At 30.7% G+C, this 16319-nt stretch carries 14 protein-coding genes; all 14 read right to left on the reverse strand.

The window, feature by feature from the left end:
• Positions 1–39: 39 nt before the first annotated feature.
• Entirely contained in the window at positions 40–1533 is a 1494-nt protein-coding gene (locus CPIN18021_RS07565) for a class I SAM-dependent methyltransferase (RefSeq protein ID WP_078424753.1), read from the reverse strand.
• A 2-nt stretch (positions 1534–1535) separates the two neighbouring features.
• Positions 1536–2639, reverse strand: coding sequence for a DNA adenine methylase (locus tag CPIN18021_RS07570; RefSeq protein ID WP_418226055.1), 1104 nt, complete (start codon positions 2637–2639; stop codon positions 1536–1538).
• Between the two features lies 1 nt (position 2640).
• A complete protein-coding gene (gene serC, locus CPIN18021_RS07575; RefSeq protein WP_078424755.1) occupies positions 2641–3714 on the reverse strand; it encodes a phosphoserine transaminase in 1074 nt (357 codons plus the stop codon).
• 9 nt (positions 3715–3723) lie between these two features.
• Complete coding sequence (gene xseA, locus CPIN18021_RS07580) at positions 3724–4890, reverse strand: exodeoxyribonuclease VII large subunit (protein ID WP_078424756.1); 1167 nt, start codon at positions 4888–4890, stop codon at positions 3724–3726.
• Positions 4884–5600, reverse strand: coding sequence for a bifunctional demethylmenaquinone methyltransferase/2-methoxy-6-polyprenyl-1,4-benzoquinol methylase UbiE (ubiE, locus tag CPIN18021_RS07585; RefSeq protein WP_078423811.1), 717 nt, complete (start codon positions 5598–5600; stop codon positions 4884–4886). Before ubiE ends, xseA begins: the two co-directional genes overlap by 7 nt.
• 16 nt (positions 5601–5616) lie before the next feature.
• Positions 5617–6924 (reverse strand): CYTH domain-containing protein, encoded by a 1308-nt coding sequence (locus CPIN18021_RS07590; protein ID WP_078424757.1) that lies wholly within the window; start codon positions 6922–6924, stop codon positions 5617–5619.
• Positions 6925–7024: 100 nt separating this feature from the next.
• Positions 7025–7435: a Fur family transcriptional regulator gene (locus tag CPIN18021_RS07595; protein WP_078423813.1), complete on the reverse strand. Its 411-nt coding sequence runs from the start codon at positions 7433–7435 to the stop codon at positions 7025–7027.
• A 71-nt stretch (positions 7436–7506) separates the two neighbouring features.
• Entirely contained in the window at positions 7507–9339 is a 1833-nt protein-coding gene (gene dxs, locus CPIN18021_RS07600; protein WP_078423814.1) for a 1-deoxy-D-xylulose-5-phosphate synthase, read from the reverse strand.
• Between the two features lie 3 nt (positions 9340–9342).
• The gene (gene fliH / locus CPIN18021_RS07605) at positions 9343–10167 is read right to left on the reverse strand and encodes a flagellar assembly protein FliH (protein WP_078423815.1); all 825 of its coding nucleotides are present in this window, start codon (positions 10165–10167) and stop codon (positions 9343–9345) included.
• Entirely contained in the window at positions 10167–11198 is a 1032-nt protein-coding gene (gene fliG, locus CPIN18021_RS07610) for a flagellar motor switch protein FliG (RefSeq protein ID WP_069632982.1), read from the reverse strand. Before fliG ends, fliH begins: the two co-directional genes overlap by 1 nt.
• Entirely contained in the window at positions 11199–12896 is a 1698-nt protein-coding gene (fliF, locus tag CPIN18021_RS07615; protein ID WP_078424758.1) for a flagellar basal-body MS-ring/collar protein FliF, read from the reverse strand. It lies immediately after the preceding gene.
• Between the two features lie 4 nt (positions 12897–12900).
• A complete protein-coding gene (gene hisC, locus CPIN18021_RS07620) occupies positions 12901–14001 on the reverse strand; it encodes a histidinol-phosphate transaminase (RefSeq protein ID WP_078424759.1) in 1101 nt (366 codons plus the stop codon).
• Positions 13998–15077 (reverse strand): prephenate dehydratase, encoded by a 1080-nt coding sequence (gene pheA, locus CPIN18021_RS07625; RefSeq protein WP_078423818.1) that lies wholly within the window; start codon positions 15075–15077, stop codon positions 13998–14000. The genes hisC and pheA overlap by 4 nt, the downstream gene beginning before the upstream one ends.
• Positions 15077–16279, reverse strand: coding sequence for a diaminopimelate decarboxylase (lysA, locus tag CPIN18021_RS07630; protein ID WP_078424760.1), 1203 nt, complete (start codon positions 16277–16279; stop codon positions 15077–15079). Before lysA ends, pheA begins: the two co-directional genes overlap by 1 nt.
• Between the last annotated feature and the right edge of the window lie 40 nt (positions 16280–16319).

The raw sequence follows: 16319 nt of genomic DNA on the forward strand, positions 1-16319 counted from the left end.
TTTTATCTGAAACTTTTTATACAAACACAAAGTCTATTTTTAAAAACTCTCAAAAAAATAAGCCTTTTGCAAAATAGAATAGACCTTTGAAACACTATCTTTATCAAATTTTTTCTCTAAAAAATCAATACTATTTTTTCCATCAAATTCCAAAGCTATCTTTGCTAAGCTAGTGTCTAGTTCAACTTTTTGATTTAAAGCATCAGCAAATAAAATCACAGGCTCATCTGCATTTGCAAAATACCTCACATACCCTCTTATATCTTCTTTTAATCTTGTTTTACCGACAACATAATCAAGCTTTTTAAACTCTTTTGTAGCAATCACAGTATTTACATCACTAATAAGCTCTAAAAACGCATATAAAACATTTTGAGTATCCTTATCCTTAAAATCACTCATATTTAAACTGCTAGGATAAGCCTCATAAAATCTTTCAAAAACATCGTTAAAACTGCTATTTAAAGCCCTATCTTTGATATAAAAAATATCATCTTTTTTGCTTAATTTTACAATCAAATTTAACTTAGAAATTTCATCAATACCTATTTGCACATCAAAATCATCATTAGAGCCTAAAATTTCACTATTCATAACTAAACTTTTTCTAAATGAGCGATTTTGAAAAAAATCTTTCATCTGCTCTTTTTGCACCCTTTTTGGATAATTTTTCTCAATATGCTCATCAAACCTAAAAACACCAAAAGATGAGTTAAAAATATCATCAAGAGTAGAATCAAGTAAATAACAAAGTCCAGCTTCTTGTATCTCTTTTATAAATTTATTAAAGTATATGGGCTTATTACAAGTTTCTAAAAAATCATGCAAGATATAATAATCATTCTTTTTATCTTTTGTGATATTTTTTAAAAAATCAAGTTGAGTTAAAAGCAACTTTGTAGAATCTCTTAATGTTGGGTTTTGTATATTTTGAAGATTCATTCTTAAAAAATTTTTAAAAAACTCAAGCTCATCTTTTGACTTTTGCAACCTACCTTGATAGCTACTCTCATCACTACTTACAAAAAGCATATATTCTCTTAAAATTTCAAAGCTATTCCAACCAGGATATACATTATAAGATATATAAGAGATCCCATCAACCGAGAGAACATTTTTTATAAGCTTTAAAACGGATTTTTTTACATCATCATCCACCCAACTATAAAGACCGTGAGCGATAATATAATCAAATTTACCAAGTTTTTTGTAATCATCTTGTGTAAGATCTAGTATATTTTTTTGTATCAATTTAAAATTTTTAACCCCAGCTTCCTTTGCTATTTTATTGCCTATACTAACTTGAGTTTTTGACATATCAATACCTACAACATCGGCATTTTTATTATGAATAGCAAATGGTAAAATATTTCCACCGTAAGAACAGCCAAGCTCTAAAACTCGGGCATTTTCCAAGCTCTTGTTTTTTATGTTTAAAAATGTTACTACAGCTTGCAACCTAAAAGGCGAAGAATCCACAAAAGCTGCTGAAAAATAAGGCACATCATCATAAGTATCTTTTGTTTGTAGCATTTTTATTCCTTGTTTTGTTTTTTTAATATATATAAATACTCTATAACATGTAGTTGTCTGTTTTTTAAATTTCTACTTGCTTTAAATGTATTGTATTTTTGTTCAAGTATCTTAACTTTTCCAAATTTACAAAGCTCTTGCTCGAACTTTTCACGACTAATAAACCCTTCAGAATTAAACGATATAAGGATAAATTTTGCTTTTAAATTCCTTATGAGTTCAAAAAAAGCATCCGAAGCAAAGGCTTTTTTGTTATAAGCTGACCTGTTCCAATCTTTTGTTATTCCTGAAACTTTTGAAATTTCTTTTGGCTCATCGTATTTTGCTATTAGATTTAACATAAAATAGTTAGACCCATAAGGATGCTGATTATAAGGGGGGTCTAAGTATATCAAATCAAGCTCATCAAGTTCATTTGCAAGTTCATTTGAGTCTTTATTAAACACATCATATTTGACATTAAAATTTGAAAAGACAGGCACAGGCAATACAATATCAGCCATTATCCTTTTTAATGCGTTTTTGCCACTACCACCAAACTCACCCTTGCCATCTTTATTTTTATAAAATCCTTTAAAAACACCACTTGTGTTTGCTTTATTGCTAGCTTCATACAAAAGAGGTGCTATAAAAAACTTTTTTAAATCCTCATCTAGGCTTTGTATCTCTTGCCTTGCTGTATCTAAAAAAATTGCATTTTTCCTAGTATAAAACACCCTTTCATTATCTTTTATATCATCATCGCACAAAGGTGCATAAAGCCTTGACAAAAAGCCATCTTTTAAGCTTGTTTGTATATTTTGATTTAGCTTTTTATTTAGATCTTCAAGCTCTTTTTTAAACTCAAAATCGGCATTAAACAAATAACATTCATTGGTTATCTTAGAATAAAGCTCTAAATCATTTGCGACAATATAACTGGCATGTTGCTTTAAATTCCTAGAAACGATGCCTGAACCAGAAAATAAATCCCCGACACTAAGTTTATCTTTTGAAAGCTCTTTTTTGGCTATATCAACACCTTGATTTATAAAGCCTAACAAAGAGCGTTTGTTTCCAAGATAAGTTAAAATTTGTTCTTTTAAATAAGCATCGTTTTCTTTTATATTAGCCATTTTTTCTAGCAAATTCCTTCATAAAATCAGCTAAAATAGACACATCTTCAACACTAACAGCATTATATATAGAAGCCCTTATGCCACCTAAATGCCTATGCCCTTTTAATCCAAGCATATTATTTTTTAAAGCTTCACTTACAAAAATAGGTTCTAAATCTTTATTTTTGATACCAAAACTGACATTCATCACAGACCTATCCTCTTTTTTTGCATGTCCTATATAAAAATCATCAGAGCTATCTATAACGCTATATAAAATTTCAGCTTTTTTTGTATTTATTTGATCAATAGCTTTAAGTCCGCCACGATCTAAAAGCCATTGCATATTTAGATTTAAAAGATAAACAGCAAATGTTGGAGGTGTATTATATAAAGATTTAGCGTCTGCATGAGTTTTGTATCTCAAAAACATAGGAACATTGTTTGAACTAACCCTATCAATCAAATCTTTTCTTATTATAACAATAGTAACACCACTGGGACCGGCATTTTTTTGAGCTCCTCCATATAAAACACCAATATCGCTAAAATCAAGTGGGCGAGAGAAAAAATCACTAGAACTATCTACAACCAAAGGTGCTTTGCTTTTTGGTAGTGATTTGTATTGGGTTCCATAAATCGTATTATTAGAACAAATATAACTAAAATCAGCATTATCGTCAAAATTAATATCAGGGATGTGGTTAAAATTATCATCTTTAGAACTAGCAACAACTTTGTGATTTATGCCTAAAATTTGAGCCTCTTTTATAGCTTTTGAAGTCCAAACACCAGTATCTACATACTCAGTAACACCGCCTTGATAAAGATTTAGAGGTATCATGCTAAATTGTAAATGAGCGCCACCTTGCAAAAATAAAATATCAAAATCATCTGAAATATTATACAACTCTCTTATTTTTTGCATAGCACCAAAGTGAACCTCTTCATAAGTCTTTGAGCGATGACTTATTTCCATTATGCTATAACCTTCATTATGATAATTCACAAACTCAGATTGTGCTTTTTGCAAAACCTCAAGAGGAAGCCCTGTTGGTCCTGCGCTAAAATTTATCATTCTCATTCTCGCTCCTTATCTTGTTATTTTTGCTTGTCGTGATACATTTTGCGAAATAATTTGTATCTCATCGTTTACATTTAAATCTTGTAAATTTATATTTTTACCAAACATTCTTATCTCTACTAAATTCTCAGTTTTTTTAAAAAAATCCTCTCTTGTGTCAAAGCCGATTTTTAAAGCTCTTATATCAGATGTAAGAAGTGAAATTTTATTTAAAATAATATTTTCAAGACTCATTTTTAAGTTATTTATCTTTGAAATTTTTGTATCTATTTTTGCTAAAATTGTATCTGTTGAAAGTTTTACATTTAGTAGCTCTATCTTGCTTTGAAGATTTTTGAATTTCACATCAATGGCTTTAGAAATATCATTTGAAATAGTGTCTATATATTGAAAATAAGCATCTTCATCAGGCAAAAGATCAAACATAGCAGCACTTGGTGTCAAAGCTCTTTTATCAGCAACAAAATCGCTGATCACATAATCTATCTCATGTCCTATAGCACTTATCACAGGTGTTTTGGTGTTAAAAATTTCACGAGCCAAGCCTTCATCATTAAAACACCAAAGATCCTCTTTACTACCACCACCACGAGCCAAAACTATAACATCAACACCATAACTATCAGCTTTTTTTAAAGATTTTATCAAAGATTGTGGTGCATTTTCGCCTTGTGTTAAAGAATCAAATATAAAAATTTCACTAAGTTTCCATTTTTGAGATAAAACCCTTAGCATATCTTGCAAAGCAGCGGATGTTGCTGATGTAACAAGGGCTATTTTTTTGGGTAAGTGAGGTATTGGTTTTTTATATGCTGGATCAAACAAGCCCTCCAAGGCAAGTTTTTGTTTTAGCTGATTAAATGCTAATTCAAGCTCTCCTATGCCATCTGGTCTTAACGAGTTTACGATGACTTGATAAGAGCCACTTGGAACATACAAAGATACCTTTGCATAAACTATAACCTTCATACCATCAGTAACATTAAAACCTAGTTTTAAGTTATTCATTTTATACATTACAGCAGCAACACTTGAACTATCATCTTTTAATGTAAAGTACCAATGTCCTGAACCATGTTTGGTTAAGCGTGAAATTTCACCAGCTATCTCAACATAACCAAAGGTTGTATCAAGTAGAGTCTTGGCCTTTTCATTTAGCTCTGTTACGCTTAACATGATTTAACTTTTTTTGCTATAAACAATGTAGATATATCCATGCTAAAACCCTTGCATTCAACTATCTCAAAACCGGCTCTAACAAGCTCTTTGCAAAATGATTCCGAGTCCAAAAAGCTATCTATGGAGCTTGGCAAATATTCATATGCTTCTTTGTCTTTTGATATAAATGCACCTATTTTAGGCAATATAGAACTAAGGTAAAAATCGCGAATTCTTGTTATAGGACCAGCTTTTTTTCTTTTTGTAAACTCAAGCACAACAACATATCCACCCATTTTTAACACTCTATTAAACTCAGCCAAAGCCTCTTTTCTTGCAACGACATTTCTAATCCCATAACTAATACTCAAAATATCAGCAAAATTGCTATCAAGGCCTGTATTATCGGCAAATGCTTGTTTAAATATAAAATTTGGAAATTTTTCTTGCCCTTGTTTTAACATACCAGAAGATGGATCAATACCGATTAAATTATGTATATCTTTATCCATATCATCAGCTATATTCTTCCACATACCCATCATATCACCGGTTCCACAAGCAACATCTACGATATTTAGATCATCTTGATCTATTTTAAGTAGTGTTTGTTTACAAGCATATTTTCTCCAACTAATATCAATACCCATACTCAAAACCCTATTTGCAACATCGTAAGTAGGGGCTATATTGTCAAACATTTTTACTATTTGTTCTTGTTTTTGCATAATCTTTTAAACCTTTTTAATAATAAATTTTAATATTTTTAGAAAAAATATGTAATGTTTTTACAGCTTTGGCTGATTTTTTTACTATATTTTTACGAACTTTATAAATTTTTTCATATATTTTTGTAGAAATTTTATCCTTTTTCTTTTGAGACAAAAAAGAGCTATCAAGCACCTTTAAAAACAAATCATAACTATAAAGCTTTTCTAAAAGTAAATTTATAATAGCAACTCTCTTTTTCATCTTTTTAAATACAGAAATATCATAAAAATTTGAAAAATAAAATATCAAGCAAGATAAATTTTTTATATTGCTTTGTATATTATACAAAAAATCATTAGTCGTTTTTAAATCTATATTTCGAAGTGATTTTAAAACCCTTAAACTCTCAAGCCTAAGAGCATAAGAAACTAAATTTATAATTTTTTTATCGGCAAAATCTCCATCATAAAAGCTACTATCTTCTTGTAAAAAAAGCTCCCAATCACTCAAGATGTCTTTGCTTTTTATTTTATCTAATTCATTTTTTATATTTTCATTTTCAATAACCAAAGCATCGTTTATAAAATCTTTTAAATCACCACAATCTTTGATATCTTGCATAACATTAACACAAGACAAAAGCTCTAATTTTATTTTATAAATTTGATTTATCTTTTTAAAATTATCTTTAAAAGCGTTTGTTAATTCAAAATCAAACACCTTATCAAAAATACTTAAAAGCATCATTTCATCTTCAAAACCATAACTTTGTCTATCAATATTTTTTAAAAAAATATATTTAAGGGCATTTTTGGAGTGTGAGCTTTTTGAATCGCTATCAAAATCTTTTTTAAGATATCCAAAAAGAGATAAGTTTTTATCGCTAAATTCATTCTTATCACTAACATCTTGCAATACAAAATCACCAAAAGGCTCTTTGATTTTAAAAAATATACCATAAAGCTCATTTTTAAACTCTATATCAAGCATGCAAAGATCTGATAAATCGCCCATATATTCATCAATATAAGAGTTATTATTATTTATCATAAAAGCATAACGTTTTTTATAAATAACAGAACCTAATTTATATTTTAATGCATCATTAAATTCATCTTCGCTTATTTTTTGAGAGTCAGTTTTTACTGAGTTATTTGAAGTTATTTTTCTTATTTTTATAAATGCATTATCATTGTTTTTATAAATTATTTCTTCTTGTGGTGTGATTTTTGTATAAAATTGAGTAGTGTTGTATGCATTAAAAAATACACCAAGAGATGTTAAAAATTCAAGAAGCTTGTTATCTTTAAGTAAGAATCTACGCTGTATAAATAACTCCATAAAGCCTCCATAGTATTTAACTCTATTTTAGCAAGTTATGGCTTAAAAATTTAGTATTTTTAGAACAAAATTTGGTTTTATAATGAGCTAAAAAAGCTCATTATCTACATTTTTTGCAAGTTTTGACATTAGCAACTAGATTTAATCGCTCTATAATATTACCTAGATTTTTTTCAAGATTTTCTTGGTATTTATTAAGTTCAGCATCATCATAGCTAACATCTTGAACATATCCACAATTATCACAAACAACATGAATGTGAGGGTGTTCGTATATATCATATCTTGGTTTTTGATTTATTATATTAACCTCAACTACCAAACCTTCATCTTTTAGTGTGTTTAAATTCTTATATACAGTAGCCAACGAAACAGATGGATTTTCTTTTTTTATCTCTTCATATAGTTCATCTATAGTTGGGTGTGTGTGTTTATCTAAAACTTTTAGAACACTAAGTCTTTGGGGCGTTACTTTTAAGCCAAACCGCTTCAATAAGGAAACATGTTGCATAAGCACTCCTTTAAATTTATTTTAGTCTATTTTAAATATACTAAAAATGTGCTTAAAGTATTCTTTATTAATTAATATTTATTATTTATTAGTATTTTTTGAGCTATTAAATTCGGCGATATTCCCATACTTTCTTCAACTAAATTTGTATTTCCATGAGTTATAAATTTATCATCATACTCAAAACTCACAACACTAACATCAAAAATATTATTTTCTTGTAAAAATGAGCTTAATATATCTCCAACCCCTCCTTTTTTTACACTATCACTAAAGATATACCATTTTTTTGTTTTCTTAGATAAGTTTATCAAAAACTCACGGTCTAGTGGCTTTATAAAGACTAAATCAACTAAATTTACATCCAATCTATCTTTTATGATATTTCTAACCGCATTAGCTTTACCAACACCATTTCCATACCCTATAAAAGCTATATCACTATCTGTTTGAGCAAGCATTTCAGACTTGCCTAGTTCTAGCTTATTGGCCTTAAAATCCGAATCATCTATGCCAAAAGATCCCCTTGGAAATCTAAATGCACTAACACCTTTGTATTCATACGCAAATTCCATTGCAAATTTTAAGCTATTTTGTGAGCGTGGTGCAAACAAAACCATATTTGGTATTGCATTTAAAAAACTTATATCAAAAGCACCCTGATGAGTCTCTCCATCTTCTCCTACAATACCTGCTCTATCCATAGCAAAAGTCATATTTAGATTTGATATACAGGCATCATGAATAATTTGATCATAAGCTCTTTGCAAAAACGTAGAGTAAATAACCACAAAAGGCTTAAAACCCTCTTTTGCCATTGCTGCCATTGATGTAACACCGTGTTGTTCTGCTATCGCAACATCCCAAAATCTATCAGGATAAGCCTCTATCAAAGCATCCATACCGGTTCCTGTTGGCATTGCGGCTGTTATACCAACTATATTTTTATGCTCATCTGCCATCTTCAAAAGATGATCACTAAAAATCTTAGTAGCTTGAACTTTTGAGTTTGTTTTCTTTATCACTTCACCAGTTTTTACATCAAATGGTCCAACTCCATGCCAAGAAGCAAAATGCCCTTCTGCATTTTTGTAACCTTTACCTTTTAAGGTCTGAGCGTGAATAATTACTGGCTTATTCATTGATTTTGCTGTTTCAAAAGTAGATATGAGCTCACTTAATTTATGTCCATTTACAGGACCTATATATTCAAGTCCAAGCTCTTCAAAAATTATACCGGGGGTAATTAGCTTAATGCTTTCTTCCATTCTTCTTGCCATATATGCAGCCGAATCAGGCATATATGAAAGAAATTTTTCAACCCCACCTTTAAATTTCTGATAAGACTTTCCGGCCATAATATGACTTAAATACTTGCTTAAAGCACCTATTGGCCGACTTATACTCATTTCGTTATCATTTAGTATAATCACACAAGGATATTTTCTATCCCCGAGTTCATTTAATGCCTCATATGCCATTCCAGCACTCATAGAGCCATCTCCTATCAAAGCTACAGGTAGTCTGTCTTCACATTTGAGTTTGATTGATTTTGCTGCGCCGACAGCCAATGAGATAGATGTCGAGCTGTGTCCAGCTATAAAATAATCAGCTTCACTTTCGCTTGGCTTTGAAAAGCCACTTATGCCACCAAATTGCCTAAGTGTTTCAAAATCATCCCATCTATCCGTTAAAAGTTTATGTGCATAAGATTGGTGGCTTACATCAAAAATAAATGGATCTTTTTTAACATCAAAAACATAATGCATAGCTACTATAAGCTCAACTGCCCCTATATTTGAACTAAGATGTCCTCCATTTTTACTAACTACATCTATTATTCTTTTTCTTATTTTTTCACACAGCTGGTTTAGTTCTTCTAAATTTAAATTTTTTATATCCATTTTTTATTCCATCAAAGTCTTTAATTTTTCAATTCTAGTTTGAAGCGTTGCATCAATATTGCCCAGCTCACTTATAATAACAACACCGCCCTTGCTAATAGCATCATCTAATTCTATTTTAATGTGTGAATTTTCTAAAAAAGCATTTTTTAGATACTCGCCATCATCAGGATTTACTCTAAGAGTTATATTTTTTGCATCTTTTATATCTTGAAGTAAATTTTTAGTTACCGCATAAGCTATTTTTTCTGATTTTTGTTCTACTTCAGAACCAATAACCTCTTTTGCTATACTTATTGATGTTTCGGCCAAGTCCTGCTCGTTTTTAAGTATAAATTCATCAAGTTCATTAAATTTAACTGCGAGTTTTTCAATGGAAGCATTAAATTTATCATTTAGCTCTTTAAGTTTTGCGTCAAAAGCCGAATTTGACTCAGCGATGCCTTCATTTTTACCATCTTCTTTTGCTCTTGCAACTTCTGCCTCTAGCCTTTTTGTAAACTCACTCTCTTGGTTTTCTATCTGCATTTGAAGTTTTATCATATTTGAGCTAAGCTCATCTGTTTTTTTAAGCAATTCTTCAACAAATCCTGCATCAAAATTTGATGATTTATTTTGAGTTTCATAAGACTGTATATTTTGTTGGTTAATATTATTTTGTTGTGGCTCTATATTTTTATTATTTTCATCTTCAGAAGAAGACGAGGTGTGTTGCTCATGCGAAATCTTATCTTTTTCATTAGACATATCACTACCCAAAACTTTAAAACGATAATTTTCAACAAAATGCTTATTGGCAATTTCGTTTGTTATAACACTGCTTTTCATTATTCTATCATCTCATCTGCTTCACCAACTTGGAACACACCTTGTTCTGCTAGTGCTTGAACAGCCTCAACTATGCGTCTTTGGGAATCTTCCACATCCTTAACTCTAACAGCACCCAAATACCCCATCTCCTCTTTAAAAGCTTCAGCTGCTCTTTGAGACATGTTGGATAAAAATTTATCTTTTAAGCTATCACTGCTACCTTTAAGTGCAACCATAAGATCCTTCTTCTCTACATTTTTTAAAATCTCACGTATAGCGTTAGCATTAAGTGTGCTAATATCTTCAAATGTAAACATAAGCTCTTTAATGGTGTTTGCTAGTTTTTCATCATTTTGCTCTATATATGATATGGTTGCCTTAGAAGCTTTTTGACCTAGTCTATTAAGCATTTCAGCAACAGCCCTTGGTCCACCAACTTCAACCTTGTAAGATGTAAGACTTTCAAGCTTACCTTCAAGGACTGTTGATACACGTTTTATGACAGATGGGCTAATATCGCCTAAATTAGCCATTCTTATAACAACATCGCTTCTTAATTCATCTGGAAAATAAGCAAGTGTTTCGGCGGCCCCCGTAGCATCCATGTGTGCTAAAATAAGAGCTATTGTTTGTGGGTGTTCTTTTACTATAAAATCAGCAAGTTGTTGCGGTTTTATCTTTGTAAGATAACCAAAGCTTTTTGTATTTTCCATACTTTTTGCTAATTTATCAAGAATCTTTTGAGCTGCTTCAGGTCCAAATGTCCTATACAAAATTTCCTTAGCATACTCAAGACCACCACTTCTCATATATTGGTTTGATTGCATTAACGCATAAAACTCTTCAAGTATAGCACCAGCCACTTGTTTATCAATATTTTTAGAAGTTGCTATATAACCTGAGATATCAGTTATAACATCAACATCCATATGAGAAAATAACAAACTTGTAGATTCCTCTCCAAGCTGTATTAAAAGTATAGCAATCTTTTCTGGCATTGATAAATCGTCATATATGAGCTTTTGTTGATCTGATAGTTTTATAGCCATTTACAACTCCTTGCGAACATTAAAATCGCTGTCATTTTTTACCATATCTTGAAGCAAAATTGATATCTCTTCGCTTCTTTCTTGAACTATACCCTTCATCTTTTCAAGCAATACATCGTATTTAAGCTCATCTTCATTAAACTCACCAGTAAGACCAAGCTGCTCTTCGACTTTTTTCTTGGCTGCCTTAAATTTCTCCAAGGTGTCCTCATCATCTATCTCTAAATTTTCAAGGTGATCGATACCCAAGTCATCTTCATCTTCTTTAATATCTTCAAGCATCTTTTGCATAAATACAACGATAACTTTTTTGTAGAATAAATATAGCAAAAATATAGCAAAAATATATTTAAGCAAAGGCATAAAAGGAATAATATAATCTTGCATAAACCCATTTACTTTTTGGGTTGGAGAGACCCTTGTTAAATTTTTAAACTCAAAGTTATCAAGCGTTACCTCATCGCCCCTACTAGCATTAAAACCAATAGCTTGTTTTATCAAATTTGTAATTGAAGCTTTTTGAGAGTCGTTTAAAGATATATATTCAAATTCATCTAATAAATTTCCATTTTCATCTTTTTTATTCTGATAAATACCATCAACAACAACGGCTGCGCTAACTCTTAAAATAGTAGCAAACTGACCTTTTACATTTGTAATTTTTTTAGAAATTTCATAATTTGTTTGCTGAGAACTTTTATTATACTGTTCTTCCAATTTGTTATCATCAAGACCTTCTACAGGACCTATGTTGCTTACAGCGCCAGGAACACCTTGGATATCATTTTTTGTCCTGCCCTGTCTTTTTTCTTCTACGTTACTTTCGCTTCTAACAACATTGTTTGGATCATAAACCTCACTTTGAGAGTCTTTTTTGTCAAAATCAAACTCTATATTTACCTTAGCAACAACTTTGTTAGTTCCGCCAACTATTGGTGCTAGCACGTTTATTATTTTTTGTTCGTAATTATTTTCAAATTCTTTTTTGTAGCGAATTTGCTGAATTATCATCTCACTATCAAAGCCATCTTCTTCACCTAATGCTACACCATCTTGATTTACTATTTTTACATTTTCTAAGGTTAAATTTGTAACAGAAGCTGCGACTAGATTTTTAATACCAAAAATTTGCTTTGCACCAAGAGAACCACCTGATTTTAACTCAAGCACAACAGATGCTGTTGGTGGGCTTTGTCTTTCTGTAAATACCGTTTCTTTTGGAAATGCTATTCTGATTGTAGCCTTGGTTATTGGAGCAAGGCTTTCTATCGTTCTTGCAAGCTCACCTTCTAATGCTCTTTGATATTTAACCCTTTGCTCGACATCTGTGGCTCCAAATTCTTGCTTGTCAAAAATTTCAAATCCAATCTTGCTCTCTTTTGGGATACCAAGAGTTGCAACAGATATTCGTTCCTTATAAACATCAGCATTTGGAACAAGTATAGTGCCTTCATTTACAAGTTTATAATCCACCCCATCTTTTGTGAGCTGATCTATAATTAAAGCTGAATCATTTGCGCTTATATTTTCAAATAAAACACTATATCCAGCATAGGTATTTGTCTTTGACTTAAACAGAGTCAAAAAAACCAAAAAACCAACAACAACAACAACCGAACTAGCTATTACTATTTTTTGTCTTAAAGATAATTTTTGATAAACTTGACTTATTTGTTGAAGTAATGCTTTTAAATCCATGCTTTTACTTTAAAATTTCCCTTAAATGTTCTAAAACTTTAGTGTTTTGTTCTGATGTGCCTATCGTAATACGAATAGCATTCAAACCATAGCTTTGCAAATCTCTTAAAATTATACCTTTTTTTAAGAGATTTTGACATATATCTGTGCTATTTTGCTCTTTAAATTTAAGAGTTATAAAATTTGCATAGCTTGGTATATACTCTATATTTAAACTATCGGCAACAGTTTCATATCTTTTCATTTCCAAAAAATTGCTCTTTACACATTCATCAACAAAATTTTGATCTTGTAATGCCAAAATAGCAGCCCTTAAACTAAGAGTTGTTATATTAAAAGGTGGTCTTAATTTATTTAATTCAGAGATTATAAATTTATTTGCAATCCCATAACCAATACGCATTCCACCAAGCCCATAAGCTTTTGAAAATGTTCCTAAAAATATAGCATTTTCAAAATTTTCAATCAAATATTTAGCTTGTATAAGCTTATCTTTATCCTTAAAACTAGCAAATTCCATATAAGCACAATCAACAACGACCAAAACATTCTTTTTGATTTTGTTTATAAATTTATAAACATCTTTTGCATCAGCACACTCACCAAGTGGATTGTTTGGCAGACACAAAAATATAATGCTTATTTTGTCTTTATTTGCCTTATAAAGTTCTTTTAGCTCTTTTAAATTATGTGTTTTTGATTTTGTTCTAATAATCTCAGCGCCAACCTGTTTGGCATAAATTTCATACATAGCAAATGTTGCACCAGCCATCAAAACAGCACTTTTTTTATTTGCCTTTGTATGCACACAAAACTCAATAATCTGATCACTTCCAGCTCCAATTATAATATTTGAGGATTGAACATTATGTTTATTTGCCAAAACATCTTTTAACTCATAATAGCTATCATCAGGATATAAATATGCATTCTTGAACACCTCTTGCATACCCTGCTCAACCATTTTACTAACACCAAAAGGATTTTCATTGCTGGCTAATTTTACAACATCTTCTGGATTTGTGCCAAACTCACAAACAACTAGTTCTATTGGTTTTCCTGTTTCATAGTTTTTTAAATTTGATAAAATTTTATTAAATTTCATCCCTCATCTCCATTGAGATAACTCCCAAGCCATGTTACCTCTATCCCGATTTTCTTACATGATTTTAATACATTTTGAACTCTATCATCATCTATATGCCCATCAAAATCAATAAAAAACAAAGATCTAAACTCACGCTGTTTTATAGGTCTGCTTTCTAGCTTGCTAAGATTTATATTTTCAGATTTAAAAAGATTTAACAAATCAGCCAAAGAACCCGGAAGATGATCTGTTTTTGCAAGTATTGATGTTTTTGAGTGCTTTGTCTTATTTGTTTTAAAATCACTCAAAACAAAAAACCTAGTTCTATTTGCCATATTATCTTCAATTGTTTCAAACATTATAGGAACATTATAAAGTTTAGCAGCTATCTTAGAACAAATCGCGGCTGATTCTTTATCTTTAGAAGCCAAAAAGGCAGCATGTGCTGTTGATTTTGCAGCAATAAAAGTAACACCTGAAAGCATATGACTTTCCAAAAAATTTCTGCACTGATTATAACCTTGTGGATGAGAATATATTGTTTTTATATTTTTTAGATTTTCATTTAGACTAATAAAACTATGATGAATATCCAAATAAATTTCTGAAACTATTTTAACATTTTCAAACTTAGCCAAACAATCAAAAGTAGCACCGACTGCACCTTCTGTATTGTTTTCTATCGGAACAACTCCGTATTTAACCTCTTTTTGAGATAACTTTGTAAATACTGATTCGATACTTGCAAGTGCTAGGTATTCGCTCATTGCTCCAAAACGACTCTCTGCAGCTTGATAAGTATATGTGCCTTCTGGCCCAAGATATGCTATTTTTTGTGGCATTTCAATATTTCTACTTACCGCAAAAATTTCAAGATATATTGATTCAATTGCTGATTTATTTAAAAGATTATCCTCATAACTTTCTAAGCGATTTAATATAGCCTTTTCACGCTCAGGTCTATAAATAGGAGAGCCATTAGTTTGTTTTAACTCCCCTATTTTCTTGACAAATTTCATTCTTTGATTTAATTTTTCTAAAATCAAATCATCAATATCATCAATATCTTTTCTTAAATCATCAATATCTTGCATTATTCCAAACACTCCTTTTCAAGAGCTATAACATCATCAAAGCTTTCTCTTTTTCTTATAAGCTTGTCCTTATTGCTTATGATTGCCACCTCAGCAACCCTAGGTCTTGTGTTATAATTAGAACTCATACTAAACCCGTATGCCCCAGCACTTTTAACAACAATCAAATCGCCGCTTTCGCATATAGGCAACTTTATGTTTTTAGCCAAAAAATCACCGCTTTCACATATAGGACCAACTACATCACAAATTGTATGATCTTTATCTTTTCCAACAACACTAATTCCATGATAAGCATTATACAAACTAGGTCTTAAAAGATCATTCATAGCACCATCTACAATAACAAATCTTTTGTCTTTATTTCTCTTTTCATATAAAACCTTGGTTAAAAACTCACCGGCATTGCCAACTAAAAACCTACCAGGCTCACACACTATAGTTATATCATGACCTGAAAGATTTTTTAAAATTCCTTGTGCGTAATCATATAAGCTTACATCTCGCTCATCATTATAAACTATACCGATACCACCACCAATATCAAAAAATTTAATATCAATATCAACTGATTTAAGTTCAGTCAATAGTTTGCTTACTATGCCAGAAGCTTGTATTATAGAGCTTATATCTGTTATCTGAGAACCTATGTGAAAATGTATTCCTATTGGTTGCAAGTTATCTGATTTTTTTGCTTTTATATACATTTTTTTAGCTGTATCTATATCAACACCGAATTTATTTTCATTTAATCCTGTAGAGATATAAGGATGAGTATTTGCATCAACATCTGGATTTACTCTTATGCTAATTCTTGCTACTTTTTGTAGCTCCCTAGCGATGTTCTCAACTCTTTCAAGTTCAGCTTCGCTTTCTAAATTTATCATAAAGATATCGTTTGTCAAAGCATACTTTATCTCATCATCTCTTTTTCCAACACCACTAAATATCATCTGATAAGGCTTTGCACCAGCAATCAATGCTCTTTTTATTTCTCCCACGCTAACACAATCAAATCCAGCACCCAAAGAGGCTAAAAATTTAAGCAAACTTAAGTTTGAGTTTGCTTTTACTGCATAGCAAACAAGAGATTTTCTACCGCTAAAAGCTTGTTTTAGGTCACTATATCTTAAAGCAATTTTGTCAAAATCATATATATAAAGCGGAGTATCATACTTTTGTGCTAAGCCGAAGTAATCCATAAAAAACCTTATTGTAAAAATGGATAGATTTTACAAAAAA

The organism is Campylobacter pinnipediorum subsp. caledonicus, assembly GCF_002022005.1.
GTDB lineage: Bacteria > Campylobacterota > Campylobacteria > Campylobacterales > Campylobacteraceae > Campylobacter_A > Campylobacter_A caledonicus.

What these genes read in the sequence shown, in the direction of transcription:
- hisC (WP_078424759.1), bottom strand. Translation starts at nt 14,001, where the DNA reads ATGAAATTTAATAAAATTTTATCAAATTTAAAAAACTATGAAACAGGA.
- CPIN18021_RS07595 (WP_078423813.1), bottom strand. Translation starts at nt 7,435, where the DNA reads ATGCAACATGTTTCCTTATTGAAGCGGTTTGGCTTAAAAGTAACGCCC.
- fliH (WP_078423815.1), bottom strand. Translation starts at nt 10,167, where the DNA reads ATGAAAAGCAGTGTTATAACAAACGAAATTGCCAATAAGCATTTTGTT.
- ubiE (WP_078423811.1), bottom strand. Translation starts at nt 5,600, where the DNA reads ATGCAAAAACAAGAACAAATAGTAAAAATGTTTGACAATATAGCCCCT.
- fliF (WP_078424758.1), bottom strand. Translation starts at nt 12,896, where the DNA reads ATGGATTTAAAAGCATTACTTCAACAAATAAGTCAAGTTTATCAAAAA.
- fliG (WP_069632982.1), bottom strand. Translation starts at nt 11,198, where the DNA reads ATGGCTATAAAACTATCAGATCAACAAAAGCTCATATATGACGATTTA.
- xseA (WP_078424756.1), bottom strand. Translation starts at nt 4,890, where the DNA reads ATGTTAAGCGTAACAGAGCTAAATGAAAAGGCCAAGACTCTACTTGAT.
- pheA (WP_078423818.1), bottom strand. Translation starts at nt 15,077, where the DNA reads ATGCAAGATATTGATGATTTAAGAAAAGATATTGATGATATTGATGAT.
- dxs (WP_078423814.1), bottom strand. Translation starts at nt 9,339, where the DNA reads ATGGATATAAAAAATTTAAATTTAGAAGAACTAAACCAGCTGTGTGAA.
- lysA (WP_078424760.1), bottom strand. Translation starts at nt 16,279, where the DNA reads ATGGATTACTTCGGCTTAGCACAAAAGTATGATACTCCGCTTTATATA.
- CPIN18021_RS07590 (WP_078424757.1), bottom strand. Translation starts at nt 6,924, where the DNA reads ATGGAGTTATTTATACAGCGTAGATTCTTACTTAAAGATAACAAGCTT.
- CPIN18021_RS07565 (WP_078424753.1), bottom strand. Translation starts at nt 1,533, where the DNA reads ATGCTACAAACAAAAGATACTTATGATGATGTGCCTTATTTTTCAGCA.
- serC (WP_078424755.1), bottom strand. Translation starts at nt 3,714, where the DNA reads ATGAGAATGATAAATTTTAGCGCAGGACCAACAGGGCTTCCTCTTGAG.